At 39.0% G+C, this 21563-nt stretch carries 15 protein-coding genes, 1 pseudogene and 1 riboswitch; of the genes and pseudogenes, 7 read left to right on the forward strand and 9 right to left on the reverse strand.

Annotated features, from left to right (window positions below):
• Positions 1-161 precede the first annotated feature (161 nt).
• Positions 162-1214 carry a sulfite oxidase gene (locus tag BkAM31D_RS22975; RefSeq protein ID WP_257391617.1) on the forward strand — a complete coding sequence of 351 codons (1053 nt, stop codon included), beginning with the start codon at positions 162-164 and terminating at the stop codon, positions 1212-1214.
• A 120-nt stretch (positions 1215-1334) separates the two neighbouring features.
• Here the strand turns inward: BkAM31D_RS22975 and rlmN are convergent, their stop codons facing one another.
• The gene (gene rlmN, locus BkAM31D_RS22980; protein WP_066155172.1) at positions 1335-2393 is read right to left on the reverse strand and encodes a dual-specificity RNA methyltransferase RlmN; all 1059 of its coding nucleotides are present in this window, start codon (positions 2391-2393) and stop codon (positions 1335-1337) included.
• Between the two features lie 300 nt (positions 2394-2693).
• Here rlmN and BkAM31D_RS22985 point away from each other — a divergent pair, with 300 nt between their 5' ends.
• Positions 2694-3866, forward strand: a complete 1173-nt coding sequence (locus BkAM31D_RS22985; protein ID WP_066155173.1) for an MFS transporter — start codon at positions 2694-2696, stop codon at positions 3864-3866.
• 370 nt (positions 3867-4236) lie between these two features.
• On the forward strand, positions 4237-5661 hold the full coding sequence (locus BkAM31D_RS22990; RefSeq protein ID WP_066155363.1) for an NAD(P)-binding domain-containing protein: 1425 nt from the start codon (positions 4237-4239) through the stop codon (positions 5659-5661).
• A gap of 57 nt (positions 5662-5718) precedes the next feature.
• Here BkAM31D_RS22990 and brnQ read toward each other — a convergent pair whose 3' ends face one another.
• Complete coding sequence (brnQ, locus tag BkAM31D_RS22995) at positions 5719-7017, reverse strand: branched-chain amino acid transport system II carrier protein (RefSeq protein WP_066155175.1); 1299 nt, start codon at positions 7015-7017, stop codon at positions 5719-5721.
• 198 nt (positions 7018-7215) lie between these two features.
• Here brnQ and BkAM31D_RS23000 point away from each other — a divergent pair, with 198 nt between their 5' ends.
• Together BkAM31D_RS23000 and BkAM31D_RS23005 are read left to right on the forward strand one after the other, a co-directional pair.
• Positions 7216-7938: a DUF421 domain-containing protein gene (locus BkAM31D_RS23000; RefSeq protein ID WP_066155177.1), complete on the forward strand. Its 723-nt coding sequence runs from the start codon at positions 7216-7218 to the stop codon at positions 7936-7938.
• A 171-nt stretch (positions 7939-8109) separates the two neighbouring features.
• Positions 8110-8505: a helix-turn-helix domain-containing protein gene (locus BkAM31D_RS23005; protein ID WP_066155180.1), complete on the forward strand. Its 396-nt coding sequence runs from the start codon at positions 8110-8112 to the stop codon at positions 8503-8505.
• 214 nt (positions 8506-8719) lie between these two features.
• On the opposite strand, the pseudogene BkAM31D_RS23010 reads toward BkAM31D_RS23005, so the two are convergent.
• A pseudogene (locus BkAM31D_RS23010) lies at positions 8720-10146 on the reverse strand (alanine/glycine:cation symporter family protein).
• Positions 10147-10432: 286 nt separating this feature from the next.
• Here BkAM31D_RS23010 and ald point away from each other — a divergent pair.
• Positions 10433-11560, forward strand: a complete 1128-nt coding sequence (gene ald, locus BkAM31D_RS23015) for an alanine dehydrogenase (protein ID WP_066155185.1) — start codon at positions 10433-10435, stop codon at positions 11558-11560.
• A gap of 73 nt (positions 11561-11633) precedes the next feature.
• Positions 11634-12782, forward strand: a complete 1149-nt coding sequence (gene alr / locus BkAM31D_RS23020; RefSeq protein ID WP_066155188.1) for an alanine racemase — start codon at positions 11634-11636, stop codon at positions 12780-12782.
• A 52-nt stretch (positions 12783-12834) separates the two neighbouring features.
• Here the strand turns inward: alr and BkAM31D_RS23025 are convergent, their stop codons facing one another.
• From BkAM31D_RS23025 to hprK, 6 genes are all read right to left on the reverse strand, one after another.
• Positions 12835-14895 (reverse strand): CocE/NonD family hydrolase, encoded by a 2061-nt coding sequence (locus BkAM31D_RS23025; protein WP_066155190.1) that lies wholly within the window; start codon positions 14893-14895, stop codon positions 12835-12837.
• Positions 14896-14911: 16 nt separating this feature from the next.
• Positions 14912-15604 carry a TetR/AcrR family transcriptional regulator gene (locus tag BkAM31D_RS23030; protein ID WP_066155193.1) on the reverse strand — a complete coding sequence of 231 codons (693 nt, stop codon included), beginning with the start codon at positions 15602-15604 and terminating at the stop codon, positions 14912-14914.
• 25 nt (positions 15605-15629) lie between these two features.
• On the reverse strand, positions 15630-17156 hold the full coding sequence (locus tag BkAM31D_RS23035) for a BCCT family transporter (protein WP_066155196.1): 1527 nt from the start codon (positions 17154-17156) through the stop codon (positions 15630-15632).
• Positions 17157-17528: 372 nt separating this feature from the next.
• A complete protein-coding gene (locus tag BkAM31D_RS23040) occupies positions 17529-18578 on the reverse strand; it encodes an NAD(P)/FAD-dependent oxidoreductase (protein WP_066155198.1) in 1050 nt (349 codons plus the stop codon).
• A 203-nt stretch (positions 18579-18781) separates the two neighbouring features.
• Positions 18782-19978 (reverse strand): phosphoglycerate dehydrogenase, encoded by a 1197-nt coding sequence (locus BkAM31D_RS23045; RefSeq protein WP_066155200.1) that lies wholly within the window; start codon positions 19976-19978, stop codon positions 18782-18784.
• Between the two features lie 164 nt (positions 19979-20142).
• Positions 20143-20220, reverse strand: a riboswitch (ZMP/ZTP riboswitch).
• Between the two features lie 139 nt (positions 20221-20359).
• The gene (hprK, locus tag BkAM31D_RS23050) at positions 20360-21283 is read right to left on the reverse strand and encodes an HPr(Ser) kinase/phosphatase (protein WP_066155366.1); all 924 of its coding nucleotides are present in this window, start codon (positions 21281-21283) and stop codon (positions 20360-20362) included.
• Positions 21284-21563 lie beyond the last annotated feature (280 nt).

Genomic DNA, 21563 nt, shown 5'->3' on the forward strand with positions numbered 1-21563 from the left:
CCATTATCTAAATCGTAGTTAAAGGTATGACCTATCAATAATAAATTTAGAATTTGTGTCTCTCTCTTTTATCCTTCTATTTCATAAATACATAAGAAATTCTGAATGACGATTCCAGTGCATATCATAATTTATGTTCCTTTAAACGTTAGGAGGTTATTATGGCAGATCGACTTAACCGAAATGCGAAACCAACTTTAACGACTCGAAGCTTACATCCTGAAAACAAGGAAGCCCCCTTTCCTTTCATCGGAAATGATTCAGTCCCTACCTCATTGTTCTACAAGAGAAATCATTTTGATTACCCTTCACTCACCTATTTAAATTATTGGCTGCCTATTGGTGGATTTGTTACGACACCAAAAGTATTCTCGATGCAAGATCTAAAAAACCTCCCATCTAAAACCTTAAAAGTAGTGCTAGAATGTGCAGGCAATAAAAGAAGTTATTTCAGACCAAAAGTATTCGGCGAACAGTGGGAAAAAGGAGCAATCAATCAAGGCTTTTGGACGGGTGTTCCTTTAAAAACCTTGCTACACTCTGTAGGCATTCAAAAAGAAGTAACAGAAGTGATTATTGAAGGTTATGACAAAGGAAAAAAAACAGGTTCAAACACACTTCATTCATTCAAAAGAAGCTTACCACTCGAAAAAGCGCTTGATCCAGATACGCTCATAGCCTATGAATACAATGAACAACCCATCCCCTTTGAACATGGTTTTCCCCTCCGCTTGATTGTGCCAAATTGGTATGCAATGGCTTCCGTAAAGTGGATCAAACAAATCACTTTACACATCGGGACATTTAAAGGTCCTTTTCAGACAGAGGATTACGTTTATTATCCACATGTGGATAACGACCAAGATTCTTTTCCGGTAACTATCCACAATGTGAATTCATCGATCCAACAACCTTTAGATAAACAAATCCTTACGAAAGGTTCGCATACGATAACAGGAATAGCATGGACCGGTTTAGGTTCGATTTCTAAAGTTGAAATTAGTATCGATCACGGAACAACTTGGTCCCAGACTGCTATCCAACGGTCGGTAACTGACCGTTACGCTTGGACTTCATGGACATATGAGTGGGTAGTTGAAGAAAAAGGCGAATATACAATTATGGCAAAGGCGACTGATACAAACGGGCGTACGCAACCCCTCACCCCTTTTGGAACCGAAAAGGGTACGGATATAATGCTATTGATCAAGTGAAAGTAAAGGTTGAGTAGAAGGCTTGCCTCCTTTAAAATAACCTAACCGGAACGTCTGCACCCATTAAAAAAGACGGAAATCGCATTGATTTCCGTCTTTTTTCTTTCGTACGCGTGTCTCTTAGTTTTGTGTTTGCTTTATTTGTTTGCTCCGTAATTGCCCACATGCAGCATCAATATCGGTGCCGTGTTCAATTCGAATTCCACAATGAATTCCATTTTTCTTTAATACATCATAAAAGGAAAGGATCGATTTCTCATCACTTCTTTGATATTGACTATGCTCATCGACTGGATTATATGGGATTAAATTAACATAAGCACGGCGATTTCCGATTAAATCAGCAAGCTCTTTAGCATGCTCTTTTTGATCATTAACATCTTTTAGCAAGATATATTCCAACGTAATTCTTCGATTAGACTTTTCGATATAATAATCAATAGCTGGCATTAACTTATCCAACGGAATAGCGCGGTTGATTTTCATGATTCTTGTACGCAATTCATCATTAGGTGCATGGAGTGAAATCGCTAAGTTTACTTGTAACTTCAAATCAGTAAACTCATAAATTTTATTCGCTAGCCCACTTGTTGAAACAGTAATATGTCTCGGTCCAATCTCAAGCCCTTTTTGATCTTTAACAATCTGCAAAAAGTCTACCATGTTCTCAAAGTTATCGAATGGCTCCCCAATACCCATAATAACAATATGGCTTACCTTCTCGCCTTTGCCTACTTGATCAAAATGTAATTGGACCTTCATAATTTGTTCAACTATCTCACCGCTTGATAAATCACGATCCTTTTTTAACAACCCACTTGCACAGAAACTACAGCCGATATTACAGCCTACCTGAGTCGTTACACAAACGGATAATCCATATTTATGTCTCATTAAAACGGTCTCAATGAGGTTACCATCTTGAAGCTTAAATAAAAATTTAATCGTCCCGTCTGCTGATTCTTGTTTTACATGTTCAGTTAACGTTTCAATTAAAAAGTGGTCTTCTAAAAGCTTCAAACAGTCTTCATTCACGCCCGTCATTTTTGAAAAATCAGTTACCCGCTTACGATACAACCACTCCCATACTTGTTCTGCTCGTCCCTTTTTATGTCCACGTTCTAATAACCACGCTGATAATTGTTCAAAAGTTAATCCATAGATGGATTGTTTATTCATTGTGTTACCCTCTTTTCAATGCATTTACATTACAGCCTATTCTACTAAAATCCGCTTTAGCTAGCAATTCATCTCTATTTTCGCAAAGATCGAAAATGGAAACAAGCCGTATCATCTTTATTCCTCATTTTAACATTTATAAGAGTTTCTTATTCAAAGCATCCCCTCACCAATTAAGATCGAATCTTTAGCTGCTTCTATAATTTCCTTGCGATAATTGATATGATAAGAAGAGCTAGTTTTGCTAAAAGAAAATGATTATGATTACACTAACTAAAACACACTGGAGTGAACACTACGTTGGAATCAAAGAAAGCATTGCCTATATTATTTGCTACGATGTTTTTGGTCATGGTTGGGTTTGGAATTATTATCCCGGTTATGCCTTTTTACGCTGAAGAGATCGGCGCTTCTCCTACACAATTAGGCTTATTAATGGCTGTTTATTCTGTTATGCAACTCATCTTTGCACCAATGTGGGGAAGAATTTCTGATCGAATTGGTCGAAAGCCTATCATTATGATTGGAATCTTTGGACTTGCTCTTTCTTTTTTCCTCACTGCTATAGCTACAAGCCTTTCGATGCTATTTATTGCTAGAGTCGTCGGCGGTTTTTTCTCCTCTGCTAATATGCCGACTGTAATGGCTTATGTTGCTGATATTACAACAGATGAAGACCGTGGAAAGGGAATGGGCTTAATTGGTGCCTCCGTTGGCTTAGGCTTCATCTTCGGCCCAGCGATTGGCGGGATTTTCTCACAATCCAGTTTGAGTACGCCATTTTACTTAGCAGGATTCTCATCATTGATTACCTTTTTCCTCGTTTTATTTGTCTTACAGGAATCAATGACACCAGAACAACGAAACAATCAATCAAGAAAAAGACTTCCTTTACGTGATGCAATGAAAGGACCTGTGTCCATTCTCTTTTTCTTGCAGTTATTTGTTTCTTTATCATTATCTGGGCTTGAAGCTACCTTTGCTTATTTTGCCTATGCAAAAGCAGGTCTAGGTTCGGTTGAACTTGGCTATATCTTTATGATTATGGGATTCGCTGGTGCCCTTGTACAAGGTGGCTTAGTCGGCAGATTAACGAAGAAGTATGGCGAAGGTCCTGTCATTCAAATAGGGATTGCGATTTCAGCACTCGGTTTTTTTCTTATTTTGTTTATCAATAGTTTCACAACAGCTGCTATTTTCTTAACGATTTTTGGAATTGGAAATGGCTTTATTCGCCCAAGTGTTTCTTCCTTATTAACGAAAAAAGCGAAAACAGGTTATGGAAGTACGACAGGCTTATTATCATCGTTTGATTCTCTTGGTCGAATTATCGGTCCGCCACTCGGAGGGATTTTCTTCTCTATTGCCGTCGGACTACCATATATTTTCGGAATTATTCTTTCAGCATTTGCTTTCCTCTTATACGTTGTCTATAAATCAAAAGCGAAAGAAGCTGAACCAGGCCTTTCATAATAAGTAAAACAAACAATAAAATAAAGCTGGGACAAAGAGTTTTTATTAATAACGAATGTAATAGATGCATAGCATTTGCAGAAATTTACTTCGCTACGGTATTCATCGTTTATTTTTTAATAAAACAACTTTATTTTTGTCCCAGCCTTGTTCTCCTTTTTACGTATTTCAAAAAAGCTTTGTATATAATCTTACAATTAAAAAGACCCCCCTATGCCCTCTTCTACCTCTAAAAATTTTCCATTGCACAATCCACGCTAGTTAAATTGTACAAAATCGAAATATGTATTAAGTTATTATGAACATCCAACTTCCGCTACCGAAGTGATAGCATAACGAATAATTGCTTTAGGTGGAAAGGATGAGTGTTATGAGCTTAGAAGCGCTAAATGAACGTGTTAAGATCGATCTTTCCTATCTCAACTTTGGAGGGCCGGACTGGGTACCCCCTCTTGCCAATTCAGAAGAGCATGTCTATGATGTTGTCATTATCGGCGGCGGTCAAAGTGGTCTTGGGCTTGCTTTTGGCCTTTTGAAAGAGCGAGTTTCCAATATTCTCGTCATCGATGAAAATAAAGAAGGACTAGAAGGACCATGGGAAACTTATGCGCGAATGGGAACACTAAGAACTCCAAAGCAGTTAACATCGATTGACCAAGGCATCCCTTCTCTTACTTTTCGTTCTTTTTGGGAAGCCCAATTTGGAAAACAAGGATGGGAAAACATCGACAAAATCTCCCGAAGTGCTTGGATGAGCTATTTACGCTGGTACAGAAAGGTGTTAAATATACCTGTTCTAAATGAAGTGAAATTGAAATTAATTGAACCGTTAGAAAAAGGCCTCCACCGACTACACCTTAATGGAAAAAATGCTCCCTCTGAAACAATCCGATCACGGAAGGTAATCTTAGCTACAGGTATTCAAGGAGGAGGCGAATGGCATGTCCCTCCATTCATATCTGCAAAATTATCTCCTTCTCATTATGCACATACTTCTTGGAACATTGATTTTCAGGCACTTAAAGGAAAAAAAGTAGCGATTTTAGGTGGCGGCGCATCAGCATTTGATAATGCAAATTTTGGTCTAACAGAAGGTGTCGCTGAAGCTCATGTATTCGTCCGTCGAAAAGAACTACCTCGTATTAATCCAATTCGACAAATGGAACATTCGGGAATCATCGAACGTTTTCACACTCTAGACGATGCCGACAAATATCAAGCAATCGCTCATTTCTTTCAGCATAATCAACCTCCAACGAATGACACATTTAATCGCGCTGCTTCCTGGCCAGGTTTCAACCTACACCTGAACTCTCCTTGGATTGCTGTTGATAAATTAGACGATCAATGTATTGTTGCAACCCCTCATGGCACATTCACTTTTGATTTTTTACTCATCAGTACTGGGCTTATAACCGACCCCTCATTACGACCGGAGTTAAGACTTGTTGAAAGTCATATTGCTCGCTGGGGAGATCGTTACAACGCACCCACTGACATTGCTAATCCGGTGCTTGATGCTCATCCGTACTTAAGTTCTGGATTTTCCTTTACGAGCCGTGACGAGGTTGGAAAGAAGCTGTTACATGGCTTATTTGCTTTCAACTATTCAGCCTTAATTAGCTGCGGGATTTCAGCCTCTGCACTATCCGGTATGAGATTTAGCATTCCAAAACTCGTAACAGCGGTTTGTGATCAACTTTTTCTAGATCAACGAGAAGATATTTTACAAAGTTTTTATACGTATAATGAACAAGAGTTTGTAGGGGAATGGACGCCAAAAATAAAAGCATAAATAGAAAAAGAGCTAAGACGCGGAAAGTCCAAATCGTCTTGCTCTTTTATTTGCTTTTTAACGTTTTCCTAATAGTCCTCCGAGCAAGCCTCCTACCAAACTTGGCACTAACCAGCCAACTCCAACATTATATAAAGGTAAATAGGAAAAGAGATTCGTTAAAATGTCAATATCAAAGCCTGCAGTTGTTAGCCCATCATAGGTACTGACAATTGCAGCACCAATAATCGCACCCATATACACAGAACTCGTAACCTTTTTAAACGATTCAGTAATGGACAAGAGAATTAATACAATCGTTATTGGATAAATCACAATTAACAAAGGCAAGGAGACAGCAATTAACTGGCTGAGCCCAAGGTTGGCCATCGTTAAACTAAATAAGCATAGTACAGCAATTACAACTGGGTAAGAGAACGAACTAAAACGCTTGCTTAAATACTCACCACAAGCCGATACCAATCCTACCGATGTCGTTAAACATGCACCTGTAATGACAATTGCTAAAAGCATTGATCCAAATGAACCGAATAATGACGACGTTACGCCGGCTAAAATCGCCCCACCATTCTCCTGGATTCCTATCGTCTCAACACTCGTTGCTCCCATAAAAGCTAACGAAAGGTAAACAAATGAAAGCCCCACACCAGCAATGATCCCTGCTAGAATCGTATTCGAACGAATATCACTTACGGAGGTAAACCCTCGCTCACGAATTCGATTTATGATCACCACTCCAAAAATAAGTGCTGCGATGGCATCCATTGTTAAGAACCCTTCCAAAAACCCTCCAAAGAAAGCATTCTCTCTATAGGCATCTGTTATCTCACTAACCGAACCAAGCGGTGACACAAAAGCTCTAATGGCAATCACTAATATGACAAGTAATAAAATAGGTGTTAACACTTTACCTACGCGGTCAACAAGTTTAGTTGGATTTAAAGAAATCCAAAACGTTACAGCGAAGAAAATCAGTGTTGCCAAAAATAAGCTAAATCGGCTCGCTTCGCCAAGAAAAGGCACGACTCCTACCTCATAAGCAACCGTTCCTGTACGTGGAATCCCAAAGAAAGGACCGATCGTTAAATAAATGAGCACTGGAAACACAAGAGCGAACGATTTATGAACTCTCTTTGATAGTACATCTAAGTCCCCTTTTACATTGGAAATCGCTATGATTGCGAGTAGTGGTAAACCAACTCCCGTCACTAGAAAGCCCAATACCGCTGACCAAAGTGCCTCTCCAGCTTGTTGACCTAAAAGCGGTGGAAAGATTAAATTTCCTGCTCCTAAAAATAAAGCAAACATAAATAAACCTAAAGCTATTGTTTCTTTTATTGGTAAACTACGTTTCATTTCTCAAATCCCCCGAATGTGTGTTCAAAGTTGCAAAAATTTTCATCCTTCCTATTATGGCACACAATCAATCTATCTAGAATGAAAAATTGATGAAATATTACGTCATATTTTATTATTCTGTATGTATCTAGTAAACATTGACAAAGATAATAGATAAAGGGATTACATTCTCAATCTAACCAAAGGAGAATTACAATGTATGAAACCACCTTCGATATACTTTTAGTCCTTGGAAGAATTATAACGATTTTGCCATTATTGCTTTTCATTACACTATTTATGGGAAAACGCGCAATCGGGGAGCTTCCTATCTTCGACTTTTTAATTGTTGTAATTTTAGGAGCAGTCGTTGGTGCCGACATTGCAGATCCTAATATTCACCATCTCCCGACAGCGATCGCAATCGTAGCTGTTGGAATTCTTCAACGCATCATTGCTAACTTAAAAATATCCAACCGCAAACTAGGTAAATGGCTCACGTTTGAACCGACAATCGTTGTACACAATGGGCAAATTCTAAACAGTAATCTTAAAAAGGTACGATATTCAATTGATAACCTCTTACAAATGCTAAGAGAAAAAGACGTCTTCAATTTAAGTGATGTCGAAATAGCTCTTATTGAACCAAATGGAGCAATTAGTGTTTTGAAGAAGTCAAAAAAGCTAGCAGTAACAATAGAAGATCTAAACTTATCAAGAAACCAGGCAATTGCCTTTCCTGTTGTCGTCGAAGGAGAAATTTATTCCGATGTATTAAGATACTTTAAGCAAAATGATTCTTGGCTGCTGCAACAATTAGCCAAACAAGGAGTTACCAATTTAAAAGATATTTTCATTGCGACTATTGATCATCAACAGCAACTACATATTTCACTAAAAGATCAAAGAAACATAATAATTCCACCTATAAGACATTAACCTTGCATGATCAAAGCATAAAAACTAGGAAAATAGAACCTTTTTATAGTATTCACTAAAAAAATCATTCTTTTTTTAAAAAAATCGATCCTACTACCCCCTTAAAAAAGCATAGAAAAACGTAAGGATATACTAGAGGCAAAAATTTTAAAGAATAAAAGGTGGATATGTATGGTTGGTGAAACAATTAAAAAGTATCGGATGAAAAGAAACTTATCTGTAGCTAAGCTAGCTGAACTTGCAATGGTTGAAAAAAGCTACATAAGTTTAGTTGAACGAGGCACTACTGTGAATCCTTCTGTGCCATTTCTAGAAAAGATTGCTCAAGCACTCGATATTTCAGTGGAAGTATTTTTAACAGATAACTCTGATACAACTGATTCTATTTGGGAAGATGTTGTAACTGAAGCCTTAGAAAGCGGCTTAACTACAGAGGAGTATCTAAATTTCCTTACATTCACGAAAAGACAAAGAACTCTAAAGAAACAACACATACCAATAAAACAACACTTAAAAACTTTTATAGAAAATCAAAAGCTTGGTACAAGAGTCGCAAGCTTTCATTGATTTCCCCTAGAGGTTCGGACATAACCGTTTTATTGAAATTGTGAACGGTGACAACCTTAGCGAAGTATAACTCAGAGCGGATGCTATGCATCATAATACGTACGGAACTTTCGTTAATTAAAACTTTTTTGTCCTGGCTTTATTCTCGTTTTATTATACAGTTAAAAAAGGTCAAGCCCCTTTCCTTAAGGGCTTGACCTTTTTTCATTAATTATTAACTTACTTTCTTTTGAGCAGATCCTGCTGCTACTTTCGCATTTTCATAGAAATTAGTAAAGTAGTCGTTTGTCTCTGCAACAATTACTTTCCATAAAAGAAGTAAAGCAACCAAGTTTGGAATCATCATTAGTGCATTGGCCATATCTGCAAATGCCCAAACCGTCGCTAGATTCGCAATCGTTCCAACACCGCAAGCTGCAATGTAGACAAGACGGTAGCCAGCAATACCTTTTGAACCTGCTAAATACTCAAAACATTTCTCTCCATATACATACCAGCCAACGATCGTTGAGAAACCGAAGAAAATAACTGAGAATGATACAATATATTCACCGACAACACCTAGAACAGATGCAAAAGCTGCACTTGTTAAAGCACCACCTTCAAGTGACCCATCATGGGCTACCCCAGATAATAAGCCCCAGATGGATCCCAGAAACCTGTAATAAGTAGTGTTAAACCAGTCATTGTACAAACGATAATTGTCACAATAAAAGTACCAGTCATCGCTACTAATGCTTGCTTTACAGGGTGATCAGCACGTGCATTACCAGCAATTAAAGCTGCTGTACCGAGACCAGCTTCATTCGAGAAAATTCCCCGAGCAACCCCGTTACGAATTGCCTCTGACACAACCACTCCAAGGAAACCACCGGCTGCTGCTACTGGATTAAAAGCATAATAGAAAATTAATTCAAAAGCTGGAATGATCATATCATAATTCAAAATAAGAATTAAAATCGCCCCACCCATATATAGAAAAGCCATAATTGGAACAAAGAAACTTGCAACGGTACTTATTCGTTGAATTCCACCAAAGATAATGACACTTACAAGAACGACTAAGATTAAACCAGTTACCCAGTTAGCCATTCCAAAGCTATTACTCGTTACATCAGCAATCGTATTTGATTGTACACTGTTACCTATTCCTAATGCTGCAAAGGCACCAAATAGCGCGAAAGCAATCGCAAGCCACTTGAATTTCTTACCAAGTCCTCGCTCAATGTAATACATCGGACCACTTGAATACTCACCTTTATCATTTTTCACACGATACTTAACAGCAAGCAATGCCTCACCATACTTCGTTGCCATTCCTAGTAAACCAACAATCCACATCCAAAAGATTGCACCAGGACCACCAAGTGTGATCGCAGTTGCTACACCAGCGATGTTACCATTTCCAATTGTCGCTGCGAGCGCGGTCATAAGTGCTTTAAAATGACTTACATCCCCTTCTGCAGCTGCATCTTTACTATCTTCTTTTGTAAACCCAAGTTTAAACGCATAAATCAAACGACGAAATTGCAACCCTTTTAACACGAAGGTTAAAAATAAGCCTGTCCCAAATAATAAGATTAAACTCGGTGGGCCCCACAGTACGTTATTAATTCTTCCTAAGATCTCTAAAATATCCATACATTCACCTCTCGTTGATAACGCTTACATTAGTTTTCGTTTTTCTGTATTGTTATTCTAACATAACTAGATCCAAATAAGTTTGTAAAATTTCACAAAATGAAAGCGTTTTATTTGTTTAGTTAAAACAATGACAAATTCGGATGGAAAGACTATTTTAGCGTTTCGTTAAAATCCACAAAAAAACGCTTTCATTTTTTTGTGTTACACACAATGCGCTCACATGACTGCCGATTTATACTAGCGATATAACAAATTCACATTTCCCTTTTAGGAGGACGACATAATGATTATTGGTATTCCAAAAGAAATAAAAAACAATGAAAACCGTGTAGCAATCACTCCAGCTGGTGTAGTCGCTTTAACAAAGAGCGGTCATGAAATTATCATCGAGCAAGGAGCTGGAGTAGGAAGCGGCTTCCAAGATACAGATTACATTGAAGCAGGTGCAACGATTTTAGCAGAAGCTAAAGATGTTTGGGCAAAAGCTGAAATGATTATGAAAGTAAAAGAACCATTAAGCTCTGAATATGAATATTTCCGTAGAGGGTTGATTTTATTCACATACTTACATTTAGCGGCTGAACCTGAGCTTGCTAAAGCACTTGTTGATAGTGGAGTCATTGCGATTGCTTATGAAACAGTTGAAGTAAATCGTACTCTTCCATTACTTACACCAATGAGTGAGGTTGCTGGTCGTATGGCAGCACAAATCGGTGCGCAATTCTTAGAGAAGTCTAAAGGTGGAAAAGGAATCCTTCTATCTGGTGTACCAGGTGTAAAACGCGGTAAAGTAACGATCATTGGTGGTGGAGTAGTTGGTACAAATGCTGCTAAAATTGCCGTTGGCCTTGGTGCTGAAGTAACATTAATCGATTTAAGTGCAGATCGTCTACGCCAGCTTGATGACCAATTTGGTAACGACATTCAAACACTTATGTCTAACCCATTAAACATCGCTGAAGCAGTTAAGGATTCTGATTTAGTGATCGGTGCTGTTTTAATCCCAGGAGCAAAAGCACCTAAGCTTGTTACAGAAGAAATGATCAAATCAATGTCACCGGGCTCAGTAGTAGTTGACGTTGCGATTGACCAAGGTGGTATTATTGAAACAGTTGATCAAATTACTACTCATGACAACCCAACATACACGAAGCATGGTGTTGTTCATTACGCAGTAGCGAATATGCCAGGGGCTGTTCCGCGTACATCAACACTTGGTTTAACAAATGTAACGATTCCTTACGCATTACAAATTGCAAACAAGGGTGTAGAAAAAGCAGTAGCAGATAACCCAGCATTAGCACTTGGCGTAAACGTAGCAAACGGTGCTGTTACTTACAACGCAGTAGCTCGTGACCTTGGATATGAACTTGTTTCTGTTGAAAAAGCACTTTCACCTGTTTTAGCTTAATACTTTTATTACGTACCCTCTCCATCTCGTGGAGGGGTCTATTACTAATTGGAGCAAAGAAGGAGCTTATGAAATGAAAAGGAGAAGTTTTAGAAATACATTTGCACAAATCTCCCTACAAGCAATTGAGGAAAATGCCGCTGCTTTCAAAGGCTCGTTACAACCCGGTTGTAAATTAATGGCCGTTGTTAAAGGAGATGGTTATGGTCATGGTGCAGTAGCGGCCGCTAGATCAGCCATTCGCGGCGGGGCTAATTACTTAGGAGTTGCCATTTTAGATGAAGCCATACAATTACGTGAAGCAGGTATTACAGCCCCTATTCTCGTTCTAGGCTATACTGCCCCTTTCGCACTCAAAACAGCCATTGATAAGGACATTACGATTACCGTGTTCTCCAAAGAAGTGTGCCACGCTTTACTCGAACTGGTTAAAACAACAAAAAAACGAGTGAAAGTCCATATGAAAATTGAAACAGGCATGGGACGAGTCGGCATTCAAACACCGAAGGACTTACTAGAACTCACCAAACCTCTTTATCAACATCCTGCTATTGAAGTCGAAGGGGTCTTTACTCACTTTGCCTGTGCAGACAACCTAAACTCATCTTATACAGATGAACAATTTTCAACATTTCTAACATTAGTTGAAAAACTAGAAGAAGAAGGCATTGCGATACCCATTAAACATTGCTGTAATAGTGCTGGAACACTCTTTCATAAAGACAAACACCTTAGTATGGTTCGTGTCGGGATTAGCCTTTATGGACTCAAACCTGATCAGGCACTCGATTTGCCTATTACATTAACTCAGGCGATGAAACTATACTCTAGTATTGTTTCCATTCGAACATTAGCAGCTGGTTCAACGATTAGCTACGGCCGTACCTTTACATTGCCAACCGATTCGATGGTCGCTACGTTGCCAATTGGCTATGCTGATGGGCTTTCACGCTCACTTTCCAATAAAGGTGTCGTCATGATCAATGAAACACAGGTACCAATTATTGGACGAGTCTGTATGGATCAAACAATGATTGATATTAGCAAACTCTCTAATGTTCAAGTAGATGATTTAGTTGAATTTCCTATTGATGACATGGCTGAAAAAGCCGACACAATTAATTATGAGATTGTCTGTGCAATTAGCAAGCGCGTACCAAGATATTATGAAAGCTCTGAAACTCCTACTCCACTTTCCCTGAAAGAAGAGATCTTCGTATAAACGAACAAGCAGCATAATGAACATAAGTCCACTGTGCTGCTTGTTTGATTTCTTACACGTGGTCTCGCTTAATAGCTTTTTCCCACGTTTTTGTGAAGATTTGTTCTGTTCCTTCATAGGCTGTCACCGTATTAACGAGATAGAAGTTAGTTTCATCACTTGTCATTAAGCTAAACGTTTCTATTTTCGTATCCCAACGATCATCTCTTTTCAATGTCAGCTCCCACTCACATTGAGCACAAGCTGATAGTGGGTCGTTCTCTTTAATCGTCCATGTATTTTTATTTTTACTGCCATATTGAACTCCATTGTTTAACAATCGGCGTTCTCCTTCATCCGAGAAGTCTTTAAGCTTCCATACTCCATTAATTGGGTCATGGATCACTTCTCGAGTTCTTTTCTCTCTCCGAATGACCTCACGCTCCATAACAGCAGCTGTTTCAGGAGCCTTAAAATGACCCCATTTCTCATCAGTTGTTTGAGGCGTACGAACTGGTAGCTCAAGACGTGTACCACTTCCAGGATAAAGCGTTAGAGTAACAGGCTTTGGTGATGGCCAAGCTGATGGCCAATACGTTGGCGAAACCGCTATTTCAAGCTGATGACCTTTTGGAATTTGCTGCCCTAGCGAATCAAGCTGGATTTGAACGTTATATGTTTCACCCGGAACCAGCTTCTTGGGGTTTTCATGTGATTCTCGGTGCGTTAAATTGAGCATTCCCCAGCTAATTAATGTCGACTCACCAGTTGGCGCTTTATCCATTAAGCGCACAACAAGTAATGCATCTTCTTGATCGGCAGATAGCTCTGCATGAAACACAGGGTGACCAAGTAATTCAATGGTTTCCTCTAAAGGCTCAGATGTGAACACAACAGCTTTTCCGTTTTCTAGACGCTGATCAGCTGGTAAATCACCTGGCTGTCCAAATGGGCAAAAGACACCCGAATAGAATCCATGCTCCTGGACACTAGGTATGACGACAGCAGCATTTTGTGCAGGCGTACTAAAATGACTCTTTAGCTTGCTACCTGAAAGCCACCATGACTGATGTTCGACGGATGGAGACGGCCATGCTGGATCAGCAACCCATTTCCCTGGCCTCTTTTCGTAGGTTACTGCTGGACGTTCACTATCCTGTATCCACGAAATCAACCGTGGTTCCTCCATAATCCCTGTTTCCATTCCTTTTAACCATTTGTCCCAAAAACGTAAACACTCCTGTAAGAAGCCAATAGCAGGCTCTGGTGTTGCTACCTCTGGGTATTCATGTGCCCAAGGTCCAATTAACCCTTTGCTATTTGGAATATTTTCAAGGATACGGAATACTGAGTCGGTATAGCCATCCTGCCAACCGCTCACGGCAAATACCGGAACTTTAATATTAGAGAAATCCTCACAAACAGAGCCATGCTTCCAGTAATCATCACGGCGTTGATGACTAAGCCATTCTTCAACAAATGGCGGCGTCTTTTCCAACCTTTCAAGCCAGTTTTCTTTCCAGCTCTCTCCTACTACATTCGGGTCTTGTGGTCGTGCATTATAAGCTAGCATCGTTGAAGCCCACCAAAGCATATCTGACGCTAAAACATTCCCACCACGGTAATGAACATCATCACTATAGCGATCATCGGTTGAGCAAAGCGTAATAATAGCTTTTAAAGCTCGATGGTTGCGTGCGGCAACTTGCAAGCTATTAAAACCTCCCCATGACTTCCCGATCATGCCAACTGCCCCTGTTGACCATGATTGCTTTTCAATCCAGCTCAACACATCAAGAGCATCATCTTGCTCTTGCTTTAAATATTCGTCTTGTAAGAAACCATCTGATTCACCAGAACCACGAATATCAACACGGATGCTAGCATAACCATGGCCGGCAAAGTATGGGTGACGTACAGAATCTCGAATAGCTGTAAAATCATTTTTTCGATAAGGAATATATTCTAAGATGGCTGGTACTGGATTTTCATCTGCATCTTTTGGCAACCAAATAGTAGCAGATAACTTACTACCATCCGACATTGGAATAAAGACACTCTCAACCTTCTCTATCTCATGTGGAAATACTGTTAGAACTGTTCTCTCCTTAGAGTCTCTGATGTTAAATACCAAACTACGATCATCCTTTCTAGCTATGAAAATTAACTTCTGTTCTCCGAGTTTCGATGACTACATTCATGACGCATTCCTTTACGAGCTCGACTGTACGTTCAGCCGCCTCTTCTTGCGTATAATTACGCCTATTGTTCATATACGTAATCATCATTCCTTTCCAAATCATTAACGTTAACTCGGCAATCATTTCAATATCTTTTTGCTTAATAAACCCTTCTTCTACTGCTTTTTCTATATAAAGTGCACTACGCTTCGAAAAATTTTGCTCCATTACAATCGTTTGAATTTCGTCAGGTAAATGAGTGAGATCCTTTCTGTATATTTCATAGTAATCTTTTAATAATTCTTGGGGCAATGTCCCTAAGTTGTCTATAAAAATAACTGAATAGATTTCAGGTTGACGAAAAGAATGCTTGCAAAAACACTCCCACGAATGCAGCCAATTCTCCACCGTATTGCTTCCTTTTGAAAGATACTCTGGCAATTCATTTAAGTAGTCCGCTGTAAACCGCATGGCTGCAAAAAACTTCAAGTGAGAAAGATCCTTAAAGTAATTGTATGCTGTTGAAGCAGTAAACCCGGCACGGTCAGCAATTTTTCTGATCGTAACATTGTTTACTCCTTCTTCGTCGATCACATCTGTCGCTGCATCGAGAAAATAGCGCCACATCCGCGCCCGTTGAATCTCTTTTCTTTCCTTACTCATTTCATTTACGCCTCCGTATTACTGATTAGCTAGCTTTCACATACACATGATTCTTATCATTCGCCTTCAACCATTTTACTAACGAAATAATCATAAGAACATACATGATTAGCACCGGAACCGCAACAAGTACGGACGTTGTTTGTACAACATTTAATCCACCCGTCATCGTCAAACTAATTGCAAGGGCTGATAACAATACTCCCCACATAAGGCGGTGCCAACGTGCAGGCTGTCCATCAACACCAAGCTCCTTCGTTGCAACACTCGCAATTACATAACTTGCTGAATCAAGTGATGTTGATAAGAAGATAAAGCCAAGAATTAAGAAGAACACGGAAGCCAGTACTGGTAATGGCAATGAATTTAACACCGCTACAATGACAGAAGGATCCCCATGTTCTGCTTGAAATCCAATTAAATCGACTTTTCCTGTTAGCTGTAGGTCCATTGCATAACCACCAAAAACACCAAAGTATATCCAACTTCCGACAGAACCCCAAAGAACAACATTCAATACAAGTTCTCTAATCGTACGCCCTTTGGAAATTCTCGCTACGAAAATGCCAATAAACGGTGCAGTCGCAGCAAACCATGCCCAATAAAAGACAGTCCATGCTTGTGGGAATCCACTCTGTTCAATTGGATCTGTGTAAAAGCTCATTTTCCAAAAATGGTCTAACATAAGACCAAAACTATTTGTGAAATAAGAGAGTAAGAACAACGTCGGACCAACTATGATGACAAATACAGCTAGACCTAGAGCCATATAAATATTCCAATCACTTAACTTACGAATCCCTTTATAAAGTCCAAAGTATGCACTTGAACTAAAGATCACTGTCCAAATCGCAATAATAACCAGATTAAGACCTAATGATGGTTCTATTCCAAATAAATCACCAACAACTGCAGAAATCATTGGAACTCCGAGACCTAATGAGGTTCCAAGACCGCCAATCATGCTCCAGATGACTAGCACATCAATAGCTTTTCCAAGAAAGCCATCCGCGTATTTTCCAAGCACACCTCGACAGGCAGAACTGATTTTCAACGAAGGGTTTTTTAATACGTAAAAGCTATACGCCATTACAACAGCTGGAACCGCATATAAGGCCCAAGCTGAAATTCCCCAGTGAAATAGTCCATAACTTACTGCATATTCTGCCGCTTGATTTGACTCTGCTTCAAGTCCAAACGGCGGCCATGTGTAGTAATAAAGTGGTTCAACAATCGACCAGAACATAATACTTGTTCCCATCCCTGCAGTGAACAACATGCCTCCCCAACTGAACCTAGAAAACTCAGGTTGATCATTTAAACTTCCTAACTTTACTCTACCAAACCGACCAAATACTAGCCATAGAAGAAAGATCATTAATCCGATCGTTAAAAATTCAAATGCCCAATCCAACTGAAACGTAATAGCTGAAAGCATCCCTTCTAAAACAGGACCCGCTGTCTCACGAAAAATAACAAGCAACAACGTCGCCACCACAATTAAAATAAGTGACGGCCAAAAAACCGACTTTTCTACTTTTGCATTATTCATGTAGTTCACATTCCTCCAGTAGTATTTTTAATTCTTTAAACCTTTGAAATGAACAAGATCGTTATATGAACATGTTCATTTTATGAATATATTCATGGTAACATAGGTAGAATAGTTGTCAAATTAGTCTGAACATACTAATCTTTCATATAACGCTATTAATCCTTCTTACTATCTACTAACGTCCATTGGGATGAATTAGCTCGAATATAGTCTTTCAAACTCTAAATACCTTTCTAGTTCGTGTAAATCCCAATTTCAGGGTGCGTTTTAAAGAAAAAAGTAGGTATGTTTTTGATCATTAGAGCAACAGTTCTTTGGGCAAAATAAAAAGTGATACAAAAGGGGTACTCCCTTCTGTATCACTTCAACTCATTTTATCATCTGTTTCACTAATTCTTTATTTCTATCTTTAAATACTTCATTGTGTGAGGATACCATTGCTTTATGTTTCGCCTCAGGGTCAATGAATTGCTTTGCTTTATTAACGGCATTGGCAGCATCTTGGAATGCACCTGCAATTAAGTTCAGCTTGCCTTCATGCTTCAAAATATCGCCAGCAGCAAAAAGCCCTGGAATAGAAGACTCTCCACTTGCCGTTCCTTTTATATAAAAATCCTCAATTCTTTCAACTACTAATGGACTATTTCCGAGCAAGGTCGAGTCTCGTTCATAGCCATGATTAATAATTACTTCATCTATTTCAAGCAAAGAAACATTCCCAGTTTGCTTATTTTTCAATTCAACTTGTTTAATCTCGTCTTGATCTGGCCCAGCAATTAACTTCGTGATTTCTGTTTGCAGCAAGCAGGAAGCAGAACTATTATGAAGCTGTGTAACTTGTGCTTCATGTCCCTTTAGTTGCTCATTACGATATGTTAAGTAGACCTTCTTAGCAACAGGTTCTAATTCATTGGCCCAATCAATTGCTGAGTTTCCTCCTCCTGAGATCATGACGGTTTTATTTTTAAAACGCTTTAGCGATTTGACCGTATAATGTAAGTTTGACACTTCAAATCGTTCCGCTCCTTCTATCGGCAGCTTTTGTGGATTTAAAATACCACCTCCAACAGCAACAATCACCGTTTTTGATAAATGCTCTTGACCACTAGCTCCCTTCAGCAAAAAGCTTCCCTCTTTATTCTGACCTATGAACTCTACTTTTTCATTTAACACCACTGTTGGATTAAACGTTAACCCTTGTTCTACTAGTTGGTCAATTAATTTTGCTCCGGGAACCGGTGTTAAGCCACCAACATCCCAAATCATCTTCTCTGGATACACATGAATCTTTCCACCTAATTGCGGTTGAAACTCAATAATCTTTGTTTTCATTCCACGTAGCCCACTATAAAAAGCCGAATATAGACCGGCTGGGCCTCCTCCAATAATTGTTACATCAAATTGTTCTAGGTGTTTCAGCTTGATCCACTCCTTCGTAAAACCAACTGGGATTAATTATCATTCTCAATTAAATATACGATATTTCCTTCGTTGACACAACAATTATCTATTGTTCTGTCAAAAGAATTGACCTGTCCCTCTGTGACTCCGGTGTATTTATGGAGAAGCATAGATAGAAAAAGCTGCCCTAACTTATGAGTTAGAGCAGCTTACTTACTTTATTAAATAATACGAGTTAAAACCATACCTTCAATTTGATTAATCTTCTCTGCTAATCCAGGAATCACATCGCCATTTACTTCATTTTCAATGTCAATCATCGTATAAGCATAGTCTCCACGGCTTCTGTTCACCATGTCAGCAATATTTAAATGATACTCAGAGATTTCTGATGTAATTTGTCCAACCATATTTGGAACATTCTTATGAAATGCCGCGACACGTGTTTTACCTGTATACGGAAGGTAAGCGTTCGGGAAGTTCACTGAGTTCTTAATGTTTCCTGTTTCAAGAAATTCCTTCACTTGACGAGAAGCCATAATGGCACAATTCTCCTCTGATTCTTTCGTAGAAGCGCCAAGATGTGGAACTGGAACAGCGTTTTTCATTTTTAAAATATTTTCATTCGGGAAGTCAGTAATATACTTACCAACTCTTCCGCTTTCAAGCGCTTCAGCCATATCCTTTTCATTCACAAGCTCACCACGTGAGAAATTCAAAATGTGAACACCAGGCTTCATAATGCTAAACGTTCCTTCATTGAACATCGCTCTTGTATCATCTGTTAGTGGTACGTGAACTGTAATAAAGTCAGAGTTAGCAAACACTTCTTCAATTGACATTGCACGCTGTACATTACGAGATAAGTTCCAAGCAGTATTGACAGAAATAAATGGGTCAAAGCCAATAACATCCATATCTAAGCCTAGAGCATCGTTTGCTACAAGAGCACCAATCGCTCCTAGACCGATAATCCCTAACGTCTTCCCTTTTACTTCCTTACCAACAAATTGCTTCTTCCCTGCTTCAACTAGCTTTGGGATTTGATCTCCTTGGCCATCTAACGTCTTAGTCCAAGCTATACCAGCAAACAAGTTACGAGACGAAGCCATGATTGATGTGAGAACAAGCTCTTTAACAGCATTTGCATTCGCACCTGGCGTATTAAAAACAACAATTCCTTTTTCCGTACATTTTTCAACAGGAATATTATTTACACCTGCTCCAGCACGAGCAATTGCTCTTAAGTTGCTACCAAACTCCATTGAATGCATGTTGAAACTACGAAGAACGATGGCATCAGGATTGTCATTGTCGTTATCAATGATATATTGATCATTAAAAACGTCTAACCCACATTCAGCTATATTATTTAAGGTTTGAATCGTCTTCTTTTTGTCTACAGTTACTGTACCCATTTACTTTCTCTCCCCTTATCTTTTATGTTTGATATTGTACTTGTTAAATTAATTAATAGTAACCAAATTTCCTACTCGTCGTCAATCATAGAAACTCTCAAATAATATAGTCGACTATCCCCTCCTGTAAGCAGAAAGAGGCAAGGGAAGTTAAGAAACTCCCTTACCTCTGCCCAGGCGAACGGCTACGACACTATGTGCTCCCTCACGGTTATCCGCGTTCGCCAGTCACACATAGCCTTTAGATTAATTTAAATTATAGTAAATATTCTAAAAATAATCAAGTATAAATATGTTTAATTTGAACATGGCTCATTTACAAACTCTTTATTCAGCGCTGTCCCATTAAAAAAGAGTGCGCAACACACTCTCTCCTTGAACCTATTCCTCCGTCTCGGCCTCAATCCTGCTCATAAACTCCTCTGCCGCACTATATCCTTGCTGTCTCAAATACCAGTTATTTGCAGCTGCTTCAATTAAACCCGGTACATCTCGTCCTGGTTGGAGCTGAATCTCAATTGATGGAACTTTCACACCCATATATTCGGAATAATGAGCTTCCTGCTCGAGTTCATTATTTAAGGCATCTTTCTGCCATTTCGTTAATTTAATATCAAGAGCAATTCTCGTTTCTTCTTGGTACGCTTTTTGTCCATACATCCGTACGACGTTTAATAACCCAATACTTCGAAGTGCCAAAAATTGTGCGGTATTATCATCATGTGTGCCTAACAATGTTTGAGGGCTTAGCTTTTTTAAAACGACTATATCGTCCGCCACTAGCCGGTGCCCACGGCCAATTAATGTATGTGCCATTTCACTCTTGCCAACCCCAGAGTGTCCTCGAAGTAAAATCCCAACTCCAAATACATTCATACACACACCATGTATGGCAATTTCCGGCGCTAACTTTTTGACAAGAAATGCATCAAGCTTCGTAATAAATTCTGATGTCGTTTCCACTTTTTTTGTAACTAGTAGAGGGATTTTTTCTTCAATACAATGTTGAGTTAAATATGTTAACCCTTGATCGCCAGCTGTAACAATGAAGCAAGGCGGATGATAATGAACAATGTTTCCAATCCGAACTTTACGTTCCTCTTTGGTTAACTTATGTAAATAATTAATTTCTTTTCTTCCTAATATTTGAACTCTTTCTGTTGGAAAGAAGTCAAAATGACCAACAAACTCTAAACCAGGACGATGCACCCTTGGTTGTGTAATCATTTGTCCCAACTGATCTTGACCAGCTAACACCTTTAATGAGAACTTTTCTACTAAAGTTCCAACTGTTACTTTCTTCATCTCTAGATTCACCGTCCCAATGCCTTCTCATCTGCCATTATACTTAAAATTGGTAAAATGTCTATCTCTTTCACATCGATTATTATGCACGACTCTTATCACCGCTACCCCTTCTTCTTCCTTTGCCACGCTCGTACATGTAGCTTGCTAGGTTGGACAAGCTACATAAAGAGAAGAATTTAAAAAAGAGAGGCGGGGTTTAAATGAAAAAGAACCAAACAGATCACATTGTCTCGAACGAGGCCGTACGCGGGAAGCCATTTCTTGATATCGATCGTGT

Source organism: Halalkalibacter krulwichiae (genome assembly GCF_002109385.1).
GTDB lineage: Bacteria > Bacillota > Bacilli > Bacillales > Bacillaceae_D > Halalkalibacter > Halalkalibacter krulwichiae.